Raw genomic sequence first — 20,163 nt, forward strand, 5'->3', positions numbered from 1 at the left:
TAAAACACTCAAAAAATGAGTTTAGCTTAGCTAAGAATCACATAAATGCAATTGTGAACTTTTGGGGTTATGCTAAACATAGCTTAGCTAAATTTAAAGGAATCAAAAAAGAAAATTTTATGCTTCATTTAAAGGAAACTGAATTTAGATATAATGCTAAAATACAACAACAAGATTTGTATAAAATTTTACTCAAAATGATAAGAGAAAATCCGCTTAAGTTAAATTGAGCCTTTATTATTTCAAATTTAAAGCAAAAAGGCTTAAAGCTCATTTAAAATTAAGCCCCTTCTCATAATCCTTTCTTAGCCTTTTTAACTCAAAAAAGAACTTAATTAAATCCCCCCTATGCCAATTCTTAAAGGCTTTGATTAGCCCCTCGCCAAGTTTATAAGGCATACTTTCTTTTTCCTTACAAGCTGCATAATCATCATAATCTTTTAGCAAAGGTAGTCTAAGATAGGGCTTTTTTAAGCACTCTTTTTTATAAAGCCTTTGTTCTAGCCTGTGTCTTAAAAAGATAAGGCTTAAAGAAAGGGGGCAAGTTAAGATACCAAGTCTTGTTTTTGCCGCTCTTATCATAGCAAGGCCAAGCTTATAAGCAAGATGAAAGCGAAATCTTTGCACCACATAGGTAGTTTTAGCCACAAAGCCTCCTGTATAAGCACTGCCTCCAAATGAAAGCCATTTTTTATAGCACTCATTCCACTGAGGAAAGAGGGTATTTGCAAGCTTATTATTCCAAAAGCGGTTATTTCTTCCATAGGCGTGAATGATGGAAGCTGATCTATTTTGTCTATAAAAAAGCTCGCCTGCATATTTACTTCTTTTTAAAATTTTAACCCTAAGTTTTTGGCTGTATATGAGCAAAGAAAGGGCTATTTGATCGTTTATGAAATTATACTTAGCCGAGCTTTCATAAATAAATTCATAACAAGCCTTTGGATCTTTAATCAAGCTTGAAAAGCAAACAATACCGCTTCTAAAAGCTTTTTCAGTAGCAAATTCACAGCTTAAATGAGGACATAAAAAGCTCAACGAACTCTTGCCCCTATCCACGCAAAGATCAAACTCATAAGTAAAAAGCTCCTTAATACTCTTTAAAAGCAAAATATCAAAATCAAGATAGAGGATTTTTTCACACTCATCAAGCAAATTTAGCCCCTCAAACAAAGCATAGCTCATATGTGTGTAGCGATTTAAAAAAGAAAGATTTTGAAAAAAAAGCTCATCTTTTGATTTCACAAAAACACTAAGCTTATTTAAAAAATCTTCTTGGGTAAAGCTTATGAATTTTATCTCAGTTGCTATCTTTTTCATAGCCTTTTTATCATCATCATCAAAGCCCTCATTAACTATATAAAACACATCCACAAAGCCACCCATCTTGTCTATGATATTTACAAGTTGGCTACCTATGGCAAAGGCACTGTCCTTTGTAGCGGCAAGCAAAATGCCTCTTTTATACCTTTTCATCATTTTTCCAAAAGTTTTTAAGCATTATAATGCTTTTTTGTGAATTTTTTAGCCTTGAAAAGAGGTGGTGTTACGACTAAGATAAATTTTTTCATAATTTAAGCTTGACAATAAAACTAACCCCCCTAGCAAAAGCTAAATTTTACTTGGCATTTTGTGCCAAATTTAATCTTAAATTTAGTTAAATTCAAAAGCCTTAATGGATGAAAAAAAAGCATACTTTAAGAAGTGAATTCTTAAAATAAATGATAAGCCCTTATTTAAAAAAGCTTTTAAAAAATTCAAAGAATTTAAAATGCTTGAATTTTAAGCTTGAAAATAATTTAAGGCTCTTTTTTAAAAAAGCATTGATCTTAGACAAAATACCATATTTGTCATTATAAGCCTATGCTAAGAATTTACGAAATTATGGAGAAATACCTTAAATTTAGGACTTCTTCGCCCACAAACTCACACATCAATGCTTTTTTGAAAAATAGCCTAATTTAATAAAAGCTCTTCTTTATAAACCTAGCCTTCAAAAGACCTTTAATAAACTGTTACTTGAATTTAAGCTAAAAATGTGAAATATTTTTTAAAAAAGTGTTGATTTAACAAGTGCGGTGGCTTTAATTAGAGATTTTACACAAGAAAATATATTGCTAGTTTAAATAAAATGCAAAAATTCAAGCTCTTAAAAGCATTAAAAACTCCTAGCTTTTCACTTAAAATTCATACCAAGTGATTTGTGATATAAGAACCCTACTCTACCTTGCATCTTGCGTAGTGTTAAATTTGCAATTTCAAAACATTTTATCCAACTACCATCTTATAAAAAAATTTAAGGCTTAATATACTTGGCTCAATTAAACTTAATAGGATTTTCTCTTATCGACTTTAATAAATTCTGATGAGAATTTTATCCTAACTTTTTAGTGTTATATCTAAATTCTATTTCTTTTAAATGAAACACAAAATTTTCTTTTGAAGCCTTAAATTTGGCTAAACGAAACTTCGCAAACTTCTACTACGCAGTTAAGAGCCTAGAGTTGTAAAAAATAACTTTCATCAACTTAAATCTCAACGCTTATTTTAGAAAGCCTCTCGCATTCTTTGGCTATCAAAATGCGAATTTCACGCAAAATTGCATTCACACAAGCACGAGTTATTTTACAAATTTCAGCGATTTTTCACCTCTAAATCAAAGCTTCTTGCAAAGCTACAAACCTCAAGGAGAAGCAAAAAAATACTTCGTAATTTCTTAAATTTCTTTTGAGACAATTGAGTAATATATCATATACTTATTTTATTTTGTTCTTTATGCTTTAAAATGATCTTGTATAAAATTAAAGCATCTTGAGCCAAATTCAATTTCTCTAAGAAACTTTATTTTTTGAAAAAAGCTAGACTTTGAGATACTTTGTTGCACTTAGCATAACAAAAAATACCTCACTTAGTGCAACAGAAATTTCAAGGATTTTGTGAATTTTATCCTATCATTTTAAGCCTTGTTACAATAAGAGAATAAAAAGCTTTTTTGTCATACTAGCAAGGCTTAATGTGAACATTAATGTGAAAAAGGATTGTAAGGCTTACATCTATAAAGACAAAGAACAATACTTTTTTAAAAAGAGCTTAATCCTACAAAAACTCATTCAAGCTCTTAATGAGCCTTTCTTGCATCTCATCAATGTGTTCTTGCCTTATGATAAGAGGGGGCAAGAAACGAAGCTCATTTTCCCCACAACTAAGTAGCAAAAGCCCTCTTTTTTGAGCCTCCTTTATCACCTCAGCTACCTTGACACTCTTATGAAATCTTAGCCCTTGCATAAGGCCCAAGCCACTTCGTTTTTTGATGAATTTAAACTCTTTTTTTATGCTATTTAAGGCTTTTTCAAGGGTAGGGGTTAAATTTGTTACATTTTGCAAGATATTTTGCTTTTCGTAAATCTCAAACACCGCATTTATAGCCGCACAAGCAAAAGGATTTCCCCCATAGGTGCTGCCGTGATCTCCTAAATCAAGAGATTTGCTAGCCACCCTTTCACTCACAGCAAAAGCCCCCACGCTCGCCCCGCAGCCCAAAGCCTTTGCGCTTAGCACAATGTCGGGCAAAACCCCAAAATGCTCATAGGCAAAAAATTTCCCACTTCGCCCCATACCGCATTGAATTTCATCAGCCACAAGCAAAATATCTCTTTCATCACAAAGCCTACGCAAACTCGTATAAAACTTATGAGTAGCAGGGCTTATACCCCCCTCCCCTTGCACCGTTTCAACAAAAATAGCACAAGTTTTATCCCTCACAAGCTTTTGAACGCTTTTAAAATCATTGAATTTAGCATACTGCACCCCACAAATTAAAGGCTTAAAGGGCTTTTGATACTTCGCATTTGATGTTAAACTTAAAGCACCAAGGCTTCGTCCGTGAAAGGAATTTTTCATAGCGATAAAATGCGCTCCCTTAATGCCCTTGTTAAAGGCATATTTTCTAGCTACCTTCATAGCACCCTCGCAAGCCTCTGTGCCCGAATTTGTGAAAAAAACGCGGCTAAGCCCACAAGCCTTGGCTAAATTTGCCGAAGCCTTTGCGATTTGCTCGTTGTAAAAAAGATTACTTGTATGAATGATTTTATCAATTTGAGTTTTTAAAGCGGCGTTATAATCAGCATTTGCATAGCCCAAAGCACAAACCCCTATCCCACTTGCAAAGTCAAGGTATTTTTTACCTTGCACATCAAATAAATATACCCCCTCTCCCCTTTCAAGCGTTATGTCAAATTTCTTGTAGGTTTGCACTAGGTGGCTTTGGTCTTTAAAATCCATTTTATCCTCTAAATTTCATTTTCTTGCAAGGCAAGGGCTTGATAGTGAGCAATTAGTGGCTCAATTAACTCGTCAAAGCCCCCATTTTCCATTATTGTGTCAAGTCGGTAAAGGGTTAAATTGATGCGGTGTTCGCTTATGCGGTTTTGTGGAAAATTATAGGTGCGAATTCGCTCGCTTCTATCTCCGCTTCCAACTTGGCTTTTACGGCTTGCACTTTGCTTTGCCTCAATTTCTTTTTGTTTAAGCTCGTAAAGACGGGCTTTTAGCACCTTCATCGCAGCTTCTTTGTTCTTGTGCTGGGACTTGCCGTCTTGATTTACTACTATTATGCCCGTTGGCTTATGCACTATGCGAACGGCTGAATCAGTGGTATTTACGCTTTGTCCTCCGTGTCCGCTAGCCCTCATCACCTGTATGTCTAAGTCGTTTTCATTTAGCTCAATCTCCACATCATCAAGCTCTGGCATTATGGCAACTGTAATGGCTGAGGTATGCACCCGCCCTTGGCTCTCCGTAGCTGGCACCCTTTGCACCCTGTGTGTGCCTCCCTCAAATTTAAGCCTAGAGTAAGCGCCTTCGCCCTTTACAAGCAAGATAATTTCCTTAAAGCCCCCAGCACTGCCCTCGCTTGAGCTAACAAATTCAAGCTTGTAGCCCCTATTTTCAGCATATCTTGCATAGGCTTTTACCAAATCCCCCACAAACAAAGCCGCCTCATCCCCGCCTGTGCCTGCACGAATTTCTAAAAAGACATTTCTTTCATCGTTTGCATCCTTTGGCAAAAGCAAAATTTTTAGCTCGTTTTCAAGCTGAATTTGAGCGTTTTCAAGGGCTTTTAACTCCTCTTTGGCAAGCTCGCCAAGCTCGACATCAAAGAGCAAGGCTTTGTTCTCATCTATGCTTTGTAGGGTTTTTAGATAGTCTTTTGCCTTTGAAACTATGTTTTCAAGGGACTTTTGCTCTTTGGAAAGTGCTGTCATTTTGTCTATATCGGCTATGACAGCCTTGTCGCTTAAAAGCGTGCCTAGCTCCTCGTAACGCTCTAAAAAGGCTTTGAGCTTGTCTTTAAGCATTAAGCGATTTTATTTACCAAAAGAGCAAGCCTAGACACCCTACGAGCAGCGGTTTGCTTCTTTAAAAAGCCCCTACTTACCATAGCGTGTATGCTTTTGTTTGCTAGCTTTAAGGCATCATCTGCCTTTGTTTTGTCCTTATTTTCCGCAGCTTCACGCACAGCCTTTGTGATGTTTTTAAGCCTTGTGCGGTAAAAGCGGTTTCGCTCTGTCTTTTTAACCGTCTGTCTTGCCCTTTTTTCGGCACTCTTGTGATTTGCCATCTTTGTCCTTTCGTGTTGAGTTTGGCTTAAATTCAAGCTTTCATTAAGATTAAGCCTTGAATTTTAAATCAAAACGCATATTATAGCAAAGATTTTTTAAAGTTTTGTTAAGTTTTTGAATTTTTTTGAAAATTTGTTTAACTTTTTTTGCTAGAATGCCCTTTTTTAAAATTTTACAAGGAAAAATGATGAAAGAAATCAAACAAACCGCCCACATAAACGGGGGGGGGGGGGGGCGACACCTAAGCCTCATAGCCTTATGAAAAAGCTGAAAAAATCCTACTACAAGGCTTTTTTCACACTGATTAAGGCTTACAAGAGGTATTATTTTGGTGCTTGGCTTTTTAAAATCCCCTTTTATAAGCTCACTTCAAATGCTATTAAACTACAAAAATGGCAAGAAAAACGCAAGCAAAGGCGTGAATTTTTGCAAGAGTCTTTGAAAAAATTCAAAGACTCAAAAGTGCTTTGCAAAGAATTTGACAAACAAAGAGAGCTTTGGCTGAATTCAAAGGAATTTAAAGAAAAATACCTTGATACAAAGCACCCTTATTCGCCACCACTAAACTCTGACACGCTAAACGACAAAAACTCGCCTTTAAATTATAGTAATATCTCTGCTGAAATGGCGTGGGAGTTGAATTTGCCTTTGCCACCAAATTATAAATTTATTCATATTCCACATTTTGGCGCTGCATATGGTGCTATGCAGGTATTTTATAAACATTGTGGAGTTATAGTTCATAGGCGTTGGGAGCAAAGTGATGCTAAAAATTCTTATATCCAACTTTTTAATAGCCTTAAAAATGCAAATAAAAATTTATGCAATATGATTTATTTAGATGGCTTTAACTTAACTGTGCCAAACAATGCTAAATTTTACTCGCTTATAGATGCCACTGTGCCTGTGGTGTCGGTTCTTAGAGATCCTATATCAAGGTTTAAGCCCCTTGTAAATCACCTTCGTGGTGGTTCTATTAGACATTTTAATCTCACTTTTGATTATGAAAATGTATTGAGGGTTTATTATTATCAAAAAGGCAATCTTAGAGAAAGCTCACCCATAGTTGAAAATTTAGAAACAAGTGATTGCGGTTGGCACTCAGGCATACTCTTTTCTCTATCATCTCGCATAAAGGCTTTGAAAAATCACAGCGAGTTGCTTTTCTTAGATATGCAAGAAATTATGCCAGCAAAAGCCTTTGAAACTATGACAAAGCTAGCCTTAAAACTTGGCTTTACTCCACCAAAGACACAAGATAGGGCTAAATTTGAGGGCAAGATAAATGGGGGTGATTATTTGGGTATGCAAAAATTACTTTTTTTGCATAGCGATGACATAGACAAATGCTTTGAGCTAGGCGATAGTAGGCAAGATGAGGCTTCGCTTAAAAAGGCAGATAGCATAAAGGCTTGGCTTGGAAATTTACAAAACGCACCAATGGGCTGGATAAATGCTAATGAAATCTTTTTTGATGAGGATGTGGGGTTAAAAGATTTTGGTGTGTATTTTGCAAATAAAGATGAAATAACAAGGCTTAAAGATAATTCAAGGCTTTATTTAACGAGTAAAAAATATCTAAAAGGCTATGTGAAGGCACTTAAAGAAGCCATTGTCAAAGAAAATGCCAAAAGAATTGATGAAAAAGAAATTTTAAACTATCTTGCAAAACATAAGGAAACAAGGGCTTTTTACAAAAAAAATTTGGATTTTGAACTTGTGGATATAAAAGCAAAACGCCCCGATATAGTCGCTTCGTGGCATTACTACAATGAATTTGAAAAAATGTGCCAAGGACTTGACAAGGACTAAAATGCAAAAAGATTTAAATTCAAGCTTTAAATTTTAAAAGCTAACATTATAGCAAAGAAAATTAAAGTTTTGTTTGCTTTTTGCTTAAAAGCTAAAACTTCCTTGAATTCAAGGCCTTGTTTGCAAAGCATTTTTTTAAATATTTTAAAATAAAAACTTTGTATCAAATTTTAAGCTCTTTTTCAAAAAAATGTTGATTTTTAGAAAAACACCATTCGTCATTCTGATCGTAGCAAAATGAGGAAGAATCTACGAATTTTAGGGCAAAATGCTTTGAGTTGACAGCTTCTTCGCCTGCTGTCGCAGACTCAAAATGGCAAATTAATGTTTTTTTAAAAAAGAGCCAAATTTTATTTGCAAACTGTTTTTTTTTTTTTTAATATGCTACTTAAAAGCTTTATAAAGGATAAATGATGAAACAAGGAAATTTTACAGACCTAGCAAGGCACTATCACAACCGCCCAGCTTATAGCACCTTGCTTTTAGAGAAATTGCTTCTTTGCATAAATGATGGCAAAAAGCCACTTAACAAGCTAGATATAGCAGAGGTTGGTGCTGGCACGGGTAAGCTTACAGCTATTTTGGCGAGGGATTTTGGGCTGAAAATCACAGCCGTTGAGCCAAATGACGCTATGCGTGAAGAAGGCATTAAGGCAACACAAGGACTTGACATAAAATGGCTTAAAGGTAGTGGGGAGCAGACGAATTTGCAAAGCAATTCAGCTGATTGGCTCATTATGGCTTCTAGCTTTCATTGGACTGATCCCACAAAGTCCTTGCCTGAATTTGCAAGGGTTTTAAGGGGAGGAAATTCGCAAAATACATCTACCCACCCCCACACCCCCTCCGCACAGCAGGGGGCTTTAATTGACAAGCCACGCAACGAGAGAGAGAGAGAGAGAGAGAGACGGCTTCGCCAAAACTTGCTTCAAATTCACAAAAGCTTTCTCAAAGCCACGAGAAAAGCTCGCAAAACTCATATCTTACAATCATCTACAACCCACGAGATATAAAACAAGGCTCGGTGTTTTATGAGATTGAAGAAGAGATTAAGGGTATTGTTCCAGAGCTTAATCGAGTAAGTTCAGGCACACAAAATGTGAAAAAATGGGATGAGGTGCTAGTATCAACAGGGCATTTCACAAACTGCGTTTTTATGGAGTGTGCTTATAGCGAGATATGGAGCAAAGAAAGATATATGGGAGCTTGGCACTCTGTAAATGATATACAAGCACAAGCAGGACAAAAAAGATGGGAAGCGATTTTAGCGATGATAGAGGCAAAAATCGCCCCCTTTAAAGAGCTAGAAATTCCTTATAAGATCCGCTCTTGGACGGTTAGAAAAATTTAACTTATAAGGCTTTGCTCTTCTTGCTTGAGGCTTTCAGGTAAAGGGAGCAAAGATGAAAAAATTAGTCGAGGGAAAGTGGGATTATAGCAAGCACGCTAAATTTTATGAGTTTCGCCCAAACTATACCCCACAAAGCATTGATATGCTTGTGGAGTTGGTTGGTGGCTTTGGTTGCAAGGGCGGCAATTTAAGCGAGAATTCAAAGAATTCAAGCAAAGCCTTGAAAGTCGCTGACATAGGTGCTGGCACAGGAAATCTCACCATAATGTTAATTGAAAGGGGATTAGAGGTGGTAGCTGTCGAGCCAAATGACGCTATGAGAGAAATAGGCATAGAACGCACAAAGGGACAAGCTGTCAAATGGGTGCGTGCCACAGGGCTTGAAAACGGCTTAGAAAGTGGGGACTTTGACTGGGTGGCATTTGGTTCTAGCTTTAATGTGATGGATAGAAGCAAGGCACTTAAAGAATCACATAGACTTTTAAAAAAGGGCGGATACTTTTCTTGTATGTGGAATCATAGGGATTTAAATGATCCCTTGCAAGAAGAGGTTGAAGCCTTGGTAAAAGAATGCGTGCCAAACTACGAACGAGGGGCTAGAAGGGAAGATCAAAGACCCGTCATAGAAGCACACAAAGAGCTTTTTGATGAAATAGTGTATTTAGAACACGATTTTTACTTCAAACAAAGCCTTGAAAATTATCTTTTGGCGTGGCAAAGTGTTAAAAATCCTTTTTGGGATCTAGACACAGATGAGGGAAAAGCCTTGTTTGAGCGCATTTGCGAGAAAATTCGTGCTAAACTTCCAAATGAGTTTAGCATAAAATACACCTCCAGATCTTGGAGTGCGAAAAGGGTGTGAAATCGTTGTTGTATTGAGCGTAGCGACTAGGTGGGTTGCTATGCGGTAGTAAAAGCAAAAAGATCTCGAGCTTCTTTGCCTTGCTTTGGCAAGGCTTAGAATGACGAGAGCAAAAAAAGGATAAAACGCAAAAGCTTACAATGTTAGAAAAAAAATTCAAGCTTTCAAAGGGCTATATCAAAAACAAATTTGCAAGTATTTAATAAATGCTTATATGAATTTAAAACCAAGGCTTGAATTTAAAAGGCTTTTAAAAAATTCAAGCTTTCAAAGGCTTGAATTTAAAAGGAGTAATGATGAAACAAAGGCTTAGTTTTCAAAGCAAGGGGCGAAATTTACTAGCCTTGCAAGGTGCTTTAAAAAATGGAGAGATTTTGCCCCTGCTTATCTTAAACAAGCAAGATTTGCGTAATTTAAATTCACAAAAACGATCAATTATTTATAATAAAATCCAAGCCTTAAATTCACAAAAAATCATCATTCGCTCCTCATCCTTAAACGAGGATAGCACCACTCAGTCAAACGCAGGTGCCTTTTTAAGCCTTGCAAATATAAATGTAGATGATGAAGAGGCTCTTTTTGATGCCTTGCAAAGAGTGGCAAATTCTATGCCAAATGAAGAAGACGAGCTTTTAATTCAGCCCTTTTTGCAAGACATCACTATGTGTGGGGTGGCTTTTAGCGTGGATAAGGATAATTTTGCTCCCTATTTTTGCGTACAGTTTGATGAAAGCGGAAGTAGTTCTAGTATAACAGATGGAAGCAGTAAAAACAGCAAGCATTTTTTTGCTTACAGAGATGATTTAAAGATAAATGATGAGAAAATGTCTCGCTTGATAGGGCTTATAAAGGAGCTTGAAGGGCTTTATGACTGTGAGTTTTTAGATGTGGAGTTTGCTTTTGTGGCAGATTTATCTTGTGGCGAAGTTCGTGGGAGTGCTTCGCCAAGCTTCGTCAATGAAGCTCTTAGTTCTATTTCCTCGCTTGACTCGCACAACCCACGAACTTCATCCACAATCTTAAAATCTGCAAGATCAACTTCTAAAAATTCAAGCCTTATTTGCAAGGATAAAAATGCACCACCTAACAAGGCAAAAAATAATAAAAATTCACAAAACACAGCCCAGGAAAAACTCTATCTACTTCAAGTTCGCCCCCTTGTGATGAAGGGCAAGGAAGATCTTTTCAAGGCACTTCCCAAAGAAGCCTTAGGCAGACTTTACAGAAGGCTTGAAAACCTCAAAGAAAGGCGTCCAAATATACTTGGAGATAGCTTTATCTTTGGAGTTATGCCTGATTGGAATCCAGCTGAAATGATAGGACTTCGTCCAAACCGTTTGGCTTTAAGCCTTTACAAAGCCATAATCACTGATAATATCTGGGCTTATCAAAGGGATAATTACGGCTACAAGGATTTAAGAAGTCATCCTTTAATGCACTCTTTTTTGGGTATGCCTTATATTGATGTACGCCTTAGCTTTAACTCCTTTATCCCAAAGGATCTAAATGAAAAAATAGCCTCAAAACTTGTGAATTTTTATCTAAGAAGTCTTAAACAAAAGCCTCATTTGCACGATAAAATAGAGTTTTTCATAGTGTATTCTTGCTATGATTTTAATAGCCCTACAAAGCTTAAAAAGCTCTTAAACCACGGCTTTAATGAAAATGAGCTTAAAAGGCTTGAATTTGCTTTATTAAATCTTACAAATAAGATAATAAATCCTGAAAATTCACTCTTTCGCAAAGATATTTTAAAGGCTAAAAAACTAGAATCTGTCTTTTTGCAGATTAAACACTCAAACTACTCTTTAATAGATAAAATTTATTGGCTCATTGAAGCTTGCAAAAGACACGGCACCTTGCCCTTTGCAGGCGTAGCAAGGGCTGGCTTTATAGCTATGCAAATGCTAAACTCCCTTGTAGAAATAGGCTTTTTAAGCAAGGAAAAAAAGCAAGATTTCCTAAACTCCCTAGCCACAGTTAGCAAAAAACTATCCTTGAAAAGTGCAAATTTAAATGAAAAAAACAAGGCTGAATTTTTAGCTGAATTTGGACATCTTAGGGCTGGTTCATATAATATCTTAAGCCCTAGATACGATCAGGCCTTTGATAAGTATTTTAGCCTAACGCACAATTCACAAATGCCTAAAATTCACCCCTTTGCTCTAAGCAAAAAAGAAGAAAAAGGCTTGAATTTATTATTAGCTGAGCACGGCTTAAAGATAGAAGCAAGGGCTCTTTTTGCCTTCTTTAAGGATGCCATTGAGGGTAGAGAAAGCGTGAAGTTTGAATTCACCAAGCTTTTAAGCTATGCTATCGAGTTAATTGCTGAATTTGGTGAGCATTATGGCATAAAAAAAGAGGATCTAGCTCACTTAGACATAGAAAATATCTTTACTCTTTACTCCTCACTTTACTCAAAAAGCCCAAAAGAAAGGCTGCTTGATGAGATAAAAAGACACAAAGAGGAGTATAAACTAAGCCTTGCCTTAAAGCTTCCACCCTTGCTTTATGAGCAAGATCAGGTGTATAGCTTTTTTACGCATTTAATCACTCCAAATTTTATCACCCAAAAAACAGTTACAGCCTCTGTTGGCCTTGAAAATGAGCAAGATTTAAGGGATAAGATAGTGCTTATTAGAGCAGCTGATCCTGGGTATGATTATTTATTTTCTAAAAACATAGCAGGGCTTATTACTTGCTATGGAGGGGCAAATTCACATATGGCTATTCGTGCAAGTGAGCTAAACTTGCCATCCGTCATAGGCGTGGGCGAGGAAAAATTCAGCGAGCTTTTAAACACAAAAAAAGTAAGAATTGAATGTGCAAGCGAGCAAATAATATGTTTATAGGCATAACTCAAAGGCTTGCAAGACAAGAAAGCTATAAGGAGCTTCGTGAAATTTTAGCTGTGGAATGGGGAGAGCTTTTTGAGCGTGAATTTAAGGGCTTTTTGCCCTTGCCGCTTTGTTTTGGCGTGAATTTTTTGCAATATAAAAACGTTTTAAGTGGGGTGATTTTAAGCGGGGGAAATGATTTATCACTTTTTAATGAAAATGAAGAAAATTTAAGGCGAGATGAGTATGAATTTGAGATTTTAAGGCAGTGCGTTGAGACGAGAATGCCTGTTTTTGGGGTGTGCCGAGGGGCGCAAATGATTTCACATTTTTTTGGAAGTAAAATTCAAGGCTGTGAAAATCACATAGGAAAACACCTAGTGCGTGATTTAAAAGGGTTTGAATTTGAAGTAAATTCTTTTCATAATTACGCTATCACTGAGCTTGGAGCAAATTTAAAGCCTTTAAATTTTGCAAGTGATGAAAGCATAGAAGCTTTCAAACACGAGAGTTTGCCTATTTTTGCTGTAATGTGGCACATTGAAAGAAAGGATGGCTTGAATGATACAGCGATTTTAGATGAATTTAAAAATGCGATTTTGGAATATAAGACTTAAAAAAATACAAACATTTTGATATACAAAAGTTAGAAATTCTAAATTTAATCAATAAAAGTGAAATTTAAAGAAGGAAAAAAATGAAAGCCTTAATTTTAGCGGCTGGCTTTGGCTCTCGCTTGATGCCCTTGACAGAAAATATGCCAAAGACTATGGTTGAGTATAAGAACAAAAGGCTCATTGAATACGAACTTGATGCCTTAATGGGTGCTGGTTTAAAGATAGATGAAATCTCTGTTGTGGGGGGATATAAGTTTGAAATTTTACAAGAGTTTTTAAGCAAAAATTATCAGCTAAAAAACTTTTTTGTAAATGAAAATTATGCAAGCACAAATATGCTCCACTCGCTTTTTTGTGCAAAAGAGCTTTTAAACGAGTGTATTTTAAACAAGCAAGATTTGCTTGTATCTTATGCTGATATAGTGTATTTTGCCCCTTGCATTGAGGCTTTAATGAGAACAAAGGGCGAGCTTTTAATCTGTGTGAATTTAAAATGGCAAGAGCTTTGGCAAAGGCGTTTTAAGGACATTTTAAGCGATGCAGAAAGTTTAAAAATGAAAGAAATAAATGGGGAAAGTTTTATCACAGAACTTGGCAAAAAGCCAAAGAATTTAAGCCAAATAGAGGGTCAATATATGGGGCTTTTTAAGTTTTCACACAGCTTTTTGCCAAGGGTGCTTGAATTTTACGAAGCCCTTGATAAAAACGCACTCTTTGATGGACAAAATTACAATAATATCTATATGACAAGCTTTTTACAAGGGCTAATCGATAAATATCACAACGCAAAAGCCGTGAAAATCAATGGAGGATGGCACGAGGTGGATTTTAAGAGAGATTTAAAGCTTGATTTAAATTTTTAACTCTTATGATCTTGCTTTTGACATATCTTTTTAACACTCATACTTTAATAAGATCTTTTAAATTCAAGCCAAATTTTCATTATAAAAATTCACAGTTTAGCCTTGCTTTTAAATTTAATTCTTTTTTGCAAGTGAGATCTTTGTTGCGATCTTCTTTTGATATTTTTAAAAATAAACATATTATTTGTTTATAAGGATCTTTGAGGCTAAATTTAAAGCATTTATTAAGCTTTTTCCTTGATGTAAAGGCGGTAAAGCTACAAAACTTAATCAAAGCAACTCTTCTAAGTGCCATAAAAGTAGAAACTTAATTTTACAAAAATGTGAAAAAATCTCTAAAATGCAAGATTAAATTAAAATTTATAAAAATTATTTTTTACAACGCTAGATTTATAACTGTTAGCACAAGGTGCAAAAATGGTGTGCGAAAAGCGTGGGTGAGGAATTGGTAAAAAATACCTGTGTTTTACTTCGTGTCCTTGCAACTGTGTAGTAGAAGTGGCAAAGGCTCATTATAGGATAAAGCATAGCAAAAACGAGTTTGCAAATGAAGGAAATCACATAAACGGCATAGAGAATTTTTTTGCTTAGTGTTACACACTCGTAAATTTAAGCAAAAAGACTTATGCCAAACATAGCTTAGTTAAATTCAAAGGAATCAAAGAGGGCAGTTTTATCTTTCATTTAAAAGAGCTTAGAATTTAGATACAATGCCAAGATACAAAAGCAAGCTTTGCATAAGATCTTGCTAAAAATGATAAGGCAAAATCAGCTTAAATTTAGCCAAAATTTGAGCTGTGTTTATTTTGTTTCTTTATATAAGAGATTAAGGAAAATATATGAAAAAAATAATAATAGCACCAGATTCATTTAAGGGTAGTGCAAGTAGCTTGGAAATTTGCCACTTCATAGAAAGGGGCATATTGAAGATTATAAAAAATGCAAATATAGAAAAAATACCTCTTGCAGATGGGGGCGAGGGAACAGTTGATTGCATACTTTATGCAGTAGGTGGGAATATAAAAAAAATAAATGTAAAAAATCCAAAAGGTAAAATCATAGAGGCTAAATACGGCATTATCAACAAACAAAAAGCAGTTATAGAAATGGCTCAGGCCTCAGGACTTACATTGATTAGCCATAAAAAAAGAAATCCATTAAAATATTCTACCTATGGCACAGGGCAAATCATAAAAGATGCCTTAGATAATAACATAAAAGAAATATTAATAGGCATAGGTGGCAGTGCAACCAATGACTGCGGGATAGGAATGGCTAAGGCTTTAGGATATAGATTTTTAGACAAAAACAATAATGAGCTTGAAGCCATAGCAGAAAATATGATAAAGGTTGCTAGCATAGATAAGAGCAAGGTAGATAAAAGAATATTTGATACAAAAATAACAGTAGCATGCGATGTAAAAAATCCTCTTTATGGAGAAAATGGGGCCACAGCAGTATATGGAAGGCAAAAAGGGGTTAGGAAAAAAAGTTTTAATGTGCTTGATAAGGGACTTAAAAATATAGCAAAGATCGTAAAAAAACAGTTACACAAAGAAATAGACTACATAGAAGGAGCAGGTGCTGCAGGAGGACTTGGAGGAGGTCTCATTGCATTTTGCAATGCTGAGTTAAAAAGTGGAATAGATGCTGTGCTTGATATAATAGAATTTGAGAATAAAATCAAAGGAGCTTCTCTTATTATAACAGGAGAAGGGGCTATTGACGGACAGACAAAGGAAGGAAAGGTTCCCATAGGGGTTGCAAAAAGGGCTTGTAATACTCCTGTGATTGCGATAGTAGGAGAGCTAAGAAAGGGTGCTGATCTAGTATATGATTTAGGTATTTCATCTATCATGCCTATCTTTACAAAAGCTATGACAAGAAAGAAAGCTATTACAAATACAGGTATTTTAGTGGAAAATGCGACAGAAAGGGCATTGAGATTTATAAATATAGAATTAAAATAAATGGCGATTGATACTTTTAGCTGATATAATTACAGCTGAAAGCTTGGTAAAATCGATGTTAAACAAGTATATATTTTTGCCCCACATTTGGGAGCGGAAATTTAGGCAAATTTTGGAGTGTTTTTGTGCTGACATTTGCGTAAGCAAAATCGCTGTTTTGTGCAAGGTTTCTCGCCCTTGCGTGAATGCAATTGTGCAGCAAGCTTTTAACCCTTAAAGAATGCGAAAAAATCAGCAAAACGAAGTTTCTTTAGAAAATGAGTGGTGAGATTGAAGTTGATGAGAGTTATTTTGGTGCTCGCAGAGTGCGTGGCAAGCGTGGGCGTGGAGCTGGTCGCAAAACACCTGTGTTTGGAATGCTAAAGCGAAACGGCTATGTTTATACATAGGTGGTAAAACATTGCTCTGCAAAAGAATTATTGCCGATTATAAAGGACTTTTCGGAGCTTAACGAAAGTGAAATTTACAGCGATGGATTAAAATCCTATGATGGTTTAGTGGATTTCGGTGCAAAGGCTCATTATAGGGTCAAACATAGCAAAAATGAGTTTGCAAACGGACGAAGCCACATAAACGGCATAGAGAATTTCTGTGGCTTTGCGAAGGCTAGATTAAGTCAGTTTCACGGCAAGAGAATTTTTCTACCTTCATTTGAAGGAAACTGAATTTAGATACAATGTCAAGGTTAAGAATGAAAATTTGTATAAAATTTTGTTAAAATGGCTTAGGAAAAATCCTAGGTCATTTTAGCTAAAAGTATCAATCGCCAAATAAATTATTTACATTGTATGCACCTTAAATACTATAGCTCAATTAAGCTTAAGCGGATTAGATCTTATCATTTTTATAAATTTTGATGAGAATATTGCCTTAAATTTTTTGTATTAATTGCGTTTCTTTTAAGTGAAGGATAAAATTTTATTTCTTAGCTTTTAAATTTGGCAAGTGTCAACTTTGTAAGGTCACTAGAAATTCACAATTATATTTATGTGATTCTTAGCTAAACTCATTTTTAGAATGCTTAACGTAGTAATGTGCATTAGCTACTTCTTTCAAAGTTGCAAGAGAAGTAGCACGAAGCAAAAAATACTGCAAAATTCTTTGAATTTAATCTTTGAAATTTTTGAAACGATTGATATACTTATTTTTCATCGCTGTAATCATAACTTAAAGCTCTTTTTTTGGAATTTTAGTTATCCAAAATTACTTAGTCTAGCAAGATACTTAATGCACTGTTTAAAGTTTGGCGATGAGATCTTGTATTTTATATATGTTTTTTTTATATCATTTAGAAGCTTTAGAACAAGCCGATCTAACTTTTTATATTTTGAAATATGGGTTTTAAGCTTAATTTGTTTGTTAAGCGTTTGAATTCTTAATGTATTAACAATTAATTTTTTATTTAATCCATCTAAATGCCGATAAAACAAGGTTTTGCACTGAGTATGGCTTAATTTTTTACCATAGCTTATATTTTCACAAATACTTTGAAATACCCTATAAAAACACTGTCCTAGCAAGTCGCTTTTAAATTTTTGCCATTCTTTTTTATAACAAAAAGGCAAATTCCCTCTGCTATGAGTAAGAGGCAGGTTACATTCTTTAATATCAAATCCAAATAAATTCGCATTTATTATAGCGAAGTTAAAATCACTACGACGGTTATATTTCGTCCTTTTGAGAGTAAAATTTTTTGTTTTTAAAAGTTTTGGATTAAAAATTAGCGTATTTCCCCCACGAGCAATGCTATCCTTGCCAATTCTTCCTATTTCATAAGGCTTATACTCAAGCCTCCTACTTGCCATTTGCCCGGCACAAAGCAAGTTTATAAATTTTTTAGGGCTTTTTGGATAAAAAAACGGATATTCTAAATGCATAAAACTCTTACTTGATAAATCATAATAAAAATCCTCGCTTAAAGCATTAGAGAGTTTATGTGGCTTTGTTAAAAGAAAATGTAAATCCAAAAGCTGAGTTCTTAAAAGCGAGAAAAATGGAAGTGGAGGCTGATCGCAGTTTTTGCAAAGCAGTGCGTCTATCTTAGTGCTTTTAAGTCTTGCTATGTGGTAAAAATAATCTATCTTATAGGGTCTATCCTCACTAAAACAGTAAAATCTCATATCATCATCAACTATCCAAGCCACAAAATCCTTGTTTTTAGTCTCTTCATAGATCCATCTTTGAAGTAAGGTTCGGTTTTGGGCTATGGGCTGTCTGTTTTGAGTGTATTTAAATCTAATTTGTTTGTAAGGCTTTGTTAGTTTTTCAAATTCTTTGGCATAGTTTTTAGAGCTTAGAATGAAGATCTCAAATTCTTTCACAAGGGGCGAGTTTAAGGGATCTAGGGCAAAAAATGATTTAAGGAACTTTTTTAAATTTAAAGCCTCATAAGAAATTAGCCCAAGTGCTAGTTTAAAGGGCAAAACAGACGGTTTTTCAGTGGCAATTAAAGGCTTATTTTCTTGTAAAGCAACTTGTTCTTTAAGCTCATAATCAAAAAGTTTCTTTGCTCTTAAAAGTGAGGCTTCTTGTAAGGATGGTTTAAAGCGGTGCAAGTATTTACGGTAAAATATATCAAGTCCTTGTTTTTTAGTGTCCTTGTCGTTTGAAACCCGCCTTAAATTCTCATCAGCAAAATGATTTACCAAAGCCTTTTTAATAAAAATGCTTTTTAAATGTGAATTTACTTTGATAAATTCCACATACCTCATCATTAAATCCCTATCAGTTGTGCTTTTTAAGCTCTCATCAAAGCCACCCAAACCAAAAAACGCCTTAGCATTTATGAAAAGATTGCTACCTTGAATGTGAGGATTTTTAACAAAGATCTTTTCTAAATCAACACTGTCTTTGCTTGGATAAAGTTTTTGCACCCTTGTTTTTGTGATAAAGTTAAGCCCACAAGCGACAAGTGCTGTGTGCTGAGAAATTTTATCAAAGCATTCTTTAAGATAATGCTTATGCCAGCTATCATCATCGTCTAAAAAAGCAAAAAATTGATTCTTTAAGTTTTTATTTAAATCCAAACTAAACAATGCTCCGCTGTTGTTTGCACCTGTGTGCGAGTGAAATTTAGTGCGGGTATTTTTTATGCACTTTGTGGGAAATTTTTGCTTTAAATTTAATCCTTTTCTTAGTTTTTTAATACCCCTTTTTATGCACTCAAACTCAGCTTTATCCTTATTATCATCAACTACAACAACAAAGACATTTTTGCTAAAACTTTGCTCATAAACGCTTTTTAAGGACCTAGTTAAAAGTAAATTTGTTCTGCCAGCACTTGTGGCAATGATGGCTGTGATCTTAAACAAGCTCAATCCTTATGTATTCTTTTGGTGCGTAGTTTTCGCCAACACTTTCTTGTCTTACAAGCCATCGGCGTAAAAATTACCGCTTCTTTGTCTTTTTTGCTAAATGCCACCCACCAAGAAAGTGTGCTATTTGCCATAATAAAATGCTTACAATTTTGCATTAAATAAAAATCATAAATTACCCTACTATCATCATTTAAGCTTATAATTTCGCACTCTTTTTTGTCAGCAAAATGTGTCTTAATAAAGACTTTATCATCGCTAAAAATAAAAAACTTAGCATCCTTAAATCTTGCTTTCATAGCTTTAAAAGCATTTTCATAATACCTACTTAAACTTAAATTTACAGGATATTTTGCAAACAAAAAATCACCCCTTCTAATATGCACAGCAACTGAGTTGTCAAAAGATTTAATATGGCCAAAAATCGCCTCATTTTCTTTATCTAGCACAAAGTTTTTTAGGCTTAAATCTTGCAAAATTTCATCCTTATAAGGGTATAAATCCGTGTAATTCCAAAATCTCTCTTTGAGTATATAGCGAATTTGCTGGGTGTTTTCTACCATTTCGTCTATGCTTTTAAAATACAAATGGGGTGCAAAAAGCACCTTTGATTTTTGGGGGTTAAAGTGTAGCATTTTGTCATACTTTTTATAAAAAATATTATTGTAAAATTTATTCAAATAAACATTAAAAATACCACTTTTTAATTCTTTAAAAAGACTGAATTTATCTTGCAAAATGCCAAGTTTTGTTTCAAAATGATAAAGCTCAAAATTTCGCACTTTTTTAGGATAAAAAGCGAAATTTTTAAAATAATTTTTATGGGAATACTCACTTGCATCAAGTAGGATTTTTCTACTCATTTTAATAGCTAAGATTTTAGCAAAGCTATAGTGAAAGAGCTGATTTACAAGCT

General features: G+C 34.9%; 12 protein-coding genes and 7 pseudogenes. 12 read left to right on the forward strand and 7 right to left on the reverse strand.

All coding sequences use genetic code 11. The features are described 5' to 3' along the window. Positions 1–230: pseudogene (locus tag DMC01_RS04105) on the forward strand (IS1595 family transposase); the annotation flags it as partial. Between the two features lie 40 nt (positions 231–270). On the opposite strand, the gene DMC01_RS04110 reads toward DMC01_RS04105, so the two are convergent. The 5 genes and pseudogenes from DMC01_RS04110 to rpsT all read right to left on the reverse strand — a co-directional run bounded on the left by DMC01_RS04110 (position 271) and on the right by rpsT (position 5,620). After that, entirely contained in the window at positions 271–1,476 is a 1,206-nt protein-coding gene (locus DMC01_RS04110) for a glycosyltransferase (protein ID WP_185908684.1), read from the reverse strand. Between the two features lie 898 nt (positions 1,477–2,374). Then, positions 2,375–2,476, reverse strand: a pseudogene (locus tag DMC01_RS16460) (IS1595 family transposase); the annotation flags it as partial. A 620-nt stretch (positions 2,477–3,096) separates the two neighbouring features. Continuing rightward, positions 3,097–4,281 carry an aspartate aminotransferase family protein gene (locus DMC01_RS04115; RefSeq protein WP_142693016.1) on the reverse strand — a complete coding sequence of 395 codons (1,185 nt, stop codon included), beginning with the start codon at positions 4,279–4,281 and terminating at the stop codon, positions 3,097–3,099. Between the two features lie 8 nt (positions 4,282–4,289). Then, positions 4,290–5,357, reverse strand: a complete 1,068-nt coding sequence (gene prfA / locus DMC01_RS04120) for a peptide chain release factor 1 (protein WP_142693018.1) — start codon at positions 5,355–5,357, stop codon at positions 4,290–4,292. Next, positions 5,357–5,620, reverse strand: a complete 264-nt coding sequence (rpsT, locus tag DMC01_RS04125; protein ID WP_142693020.1) for a 30S ribosomal protein S20 — start codon at positions 5,618–5,620, stop codon at positions 5,357–5,359. Before rpsT ends, prfA begins: the two co-directional genes overlap by 1 nt. A 125-nt stretch (positions 5,621–5,745) precedes the next feature. Here rpsT and DMC01_RS13230 point away from each other — a divergent pair, with 125 nt between their 5' ends. From DMC01_RS13230 to DMC01_RS04170, 11 genes and pseudogenes are all read left to right on the forward strand, one after another. Continuing rightward, entirely contained in the window at positions 5,746–5,883 is a 138-nt protein-coding gene (locus tag DMC01_RS13230) for a hypothetical protein (RefSeq protein WP_185908686.1), read from the forward strand. Then, entirely contained in the window at positions 5,880–7,433 is a 1,554-nt protein-coding gene (locus DMC01_RS04130) for a DUF2972 domain-containing protein (protein WP_142693022.1), read from the forward strand. The genes DMC01_RS13230 and DMC01_RS04130 overlap by 4 nt, the downstream gene beginning before the upstream one ends. Positions 7,434–7,846: 413 nt before the next feature. Next, positions 7,847–8,243, forward strand: a pseudogene (locus DMC01_RS04135) (class I SAM-dependent methyltransferase); the annotation flags it as partial. Positions 8,244–8,409: 166 nt separating this feature from the next. After that, a pseudogene (locus DMC01_RS04140) lies at positions 8,410–8,784 on the forward strand (class I SAM-dependent methyltransferase); the annotation flags it as partial. A 52-nt stretch (positions 8,785–8,836) separates the two neighbouring features. Then, on the forward strand, positions 8,837–9,646 hold the full coding sequence (locus tag DMC01_RS04145; RefSeq protein WP_142693026.1) for a class I SAM-dependent methyltransferase: 810 nt from the start codon (positions 8,837–8,839) through the stop codon (positions 9,644–9,646). A gap of 647 nt (positions 9,647–10,293) precedes the next feature. Then, positions 10,294–12,498: pseudogene (locus tag DMC01_RS04150) on the forward strand (PEP-utilizing enzyme); the annotation flags it as partial. Next, complete coding sequence (locus DMC01_RS04155) at positions 12,489–13,100, forward strand: gamma-glutamyl-CDP-amidate hydrolase (protein ID WP_142693028.1); 612 nt, start codon at positions 12,489–12,491, stop codon at positions 13,098–13,100. The pseudogene DMC01_RS04150 and the gene DMC01_RS04155, both read left to right, overlap by 10 nt. Positions 13,101–13,180: 80 nt before the next feature. Further along, positions 13,181–13,963 (forward strand): phosphocholine cytidylyltransferase family protein, encoded by a 783-nt coding sequence (locus tag DMC01_RS04160; protein WP_142693030.1) that lies wholly within the window; start codon positions 13,181–13,183, stop codon positions 13,961–13,963. 501 nt (positions 13,964–14,464) lie between these two features. Beyond that, positions 14,465–14,747, forward strand: a pseudogene (locus DMC01_RS16465) (hypothetical protein); the annotation flags it as partial. Positions 14,748–14,802: 55 nt separating this feature from the next. Beyond that, the gene (locus DMC01_RS04165) at positions 14,803–15,933 is read left to right on the forward strand and encodes a glycerate kinase family protein (RefSeq protein ID WP_142693032.1); all 1,131 of its coding nucleotides are present in this window, start codon (positions 14,803–14,805) and stop codon (positions 15,931–15,933) included. Between the two features lie 55 nt (positions 15,934–15,988). Continuing rightward, a pseudogene (locus DMC01_RS04170) lies at positions 15,989–16,683 on the forward strand (IS1595 family transposase). Between the two features lie 443 nt (positions 16,684–17,126). On the opposite strand, the gene DMC01_RS04175 reads toward DMC01_RS04170, so the two are convergent. Beyond that, positions 17,127–19,244, reverse strand: coding sequence for a glycosyltransferase (locus DMC01_RS04175; RefSeq protein ID WP_185908688.1), 2,118 nt, complete (start codon positions 19,242–19,244; stop codon positions 17,127–17,129). A gap of 2 nt (positions 19,245–19,246) precedes the next feature. Further along, on the reverse strand, positions 19,247–20,110 hold the full coding sequence (locus DMC01_RS04180; RefSeq protein WP_142693036.1) for an alpha-1,2-fucosyltransferase: 864 nt from the start codon (positions 20,108–20,110) through the stop codon (positions 19,247–19,249). Positions 20,111–20,163 lie beyond the last annotated feature (53 nt).

The organism is Campylobacter troglodytis (assembly GCF_006864425.1).
GTDB lineage: Bacteria > Campylobacterota > Campylobacteria > Campylobacterales > Campylobacteraceae > Campylobacter_D > Campylobacter_D troglodytis.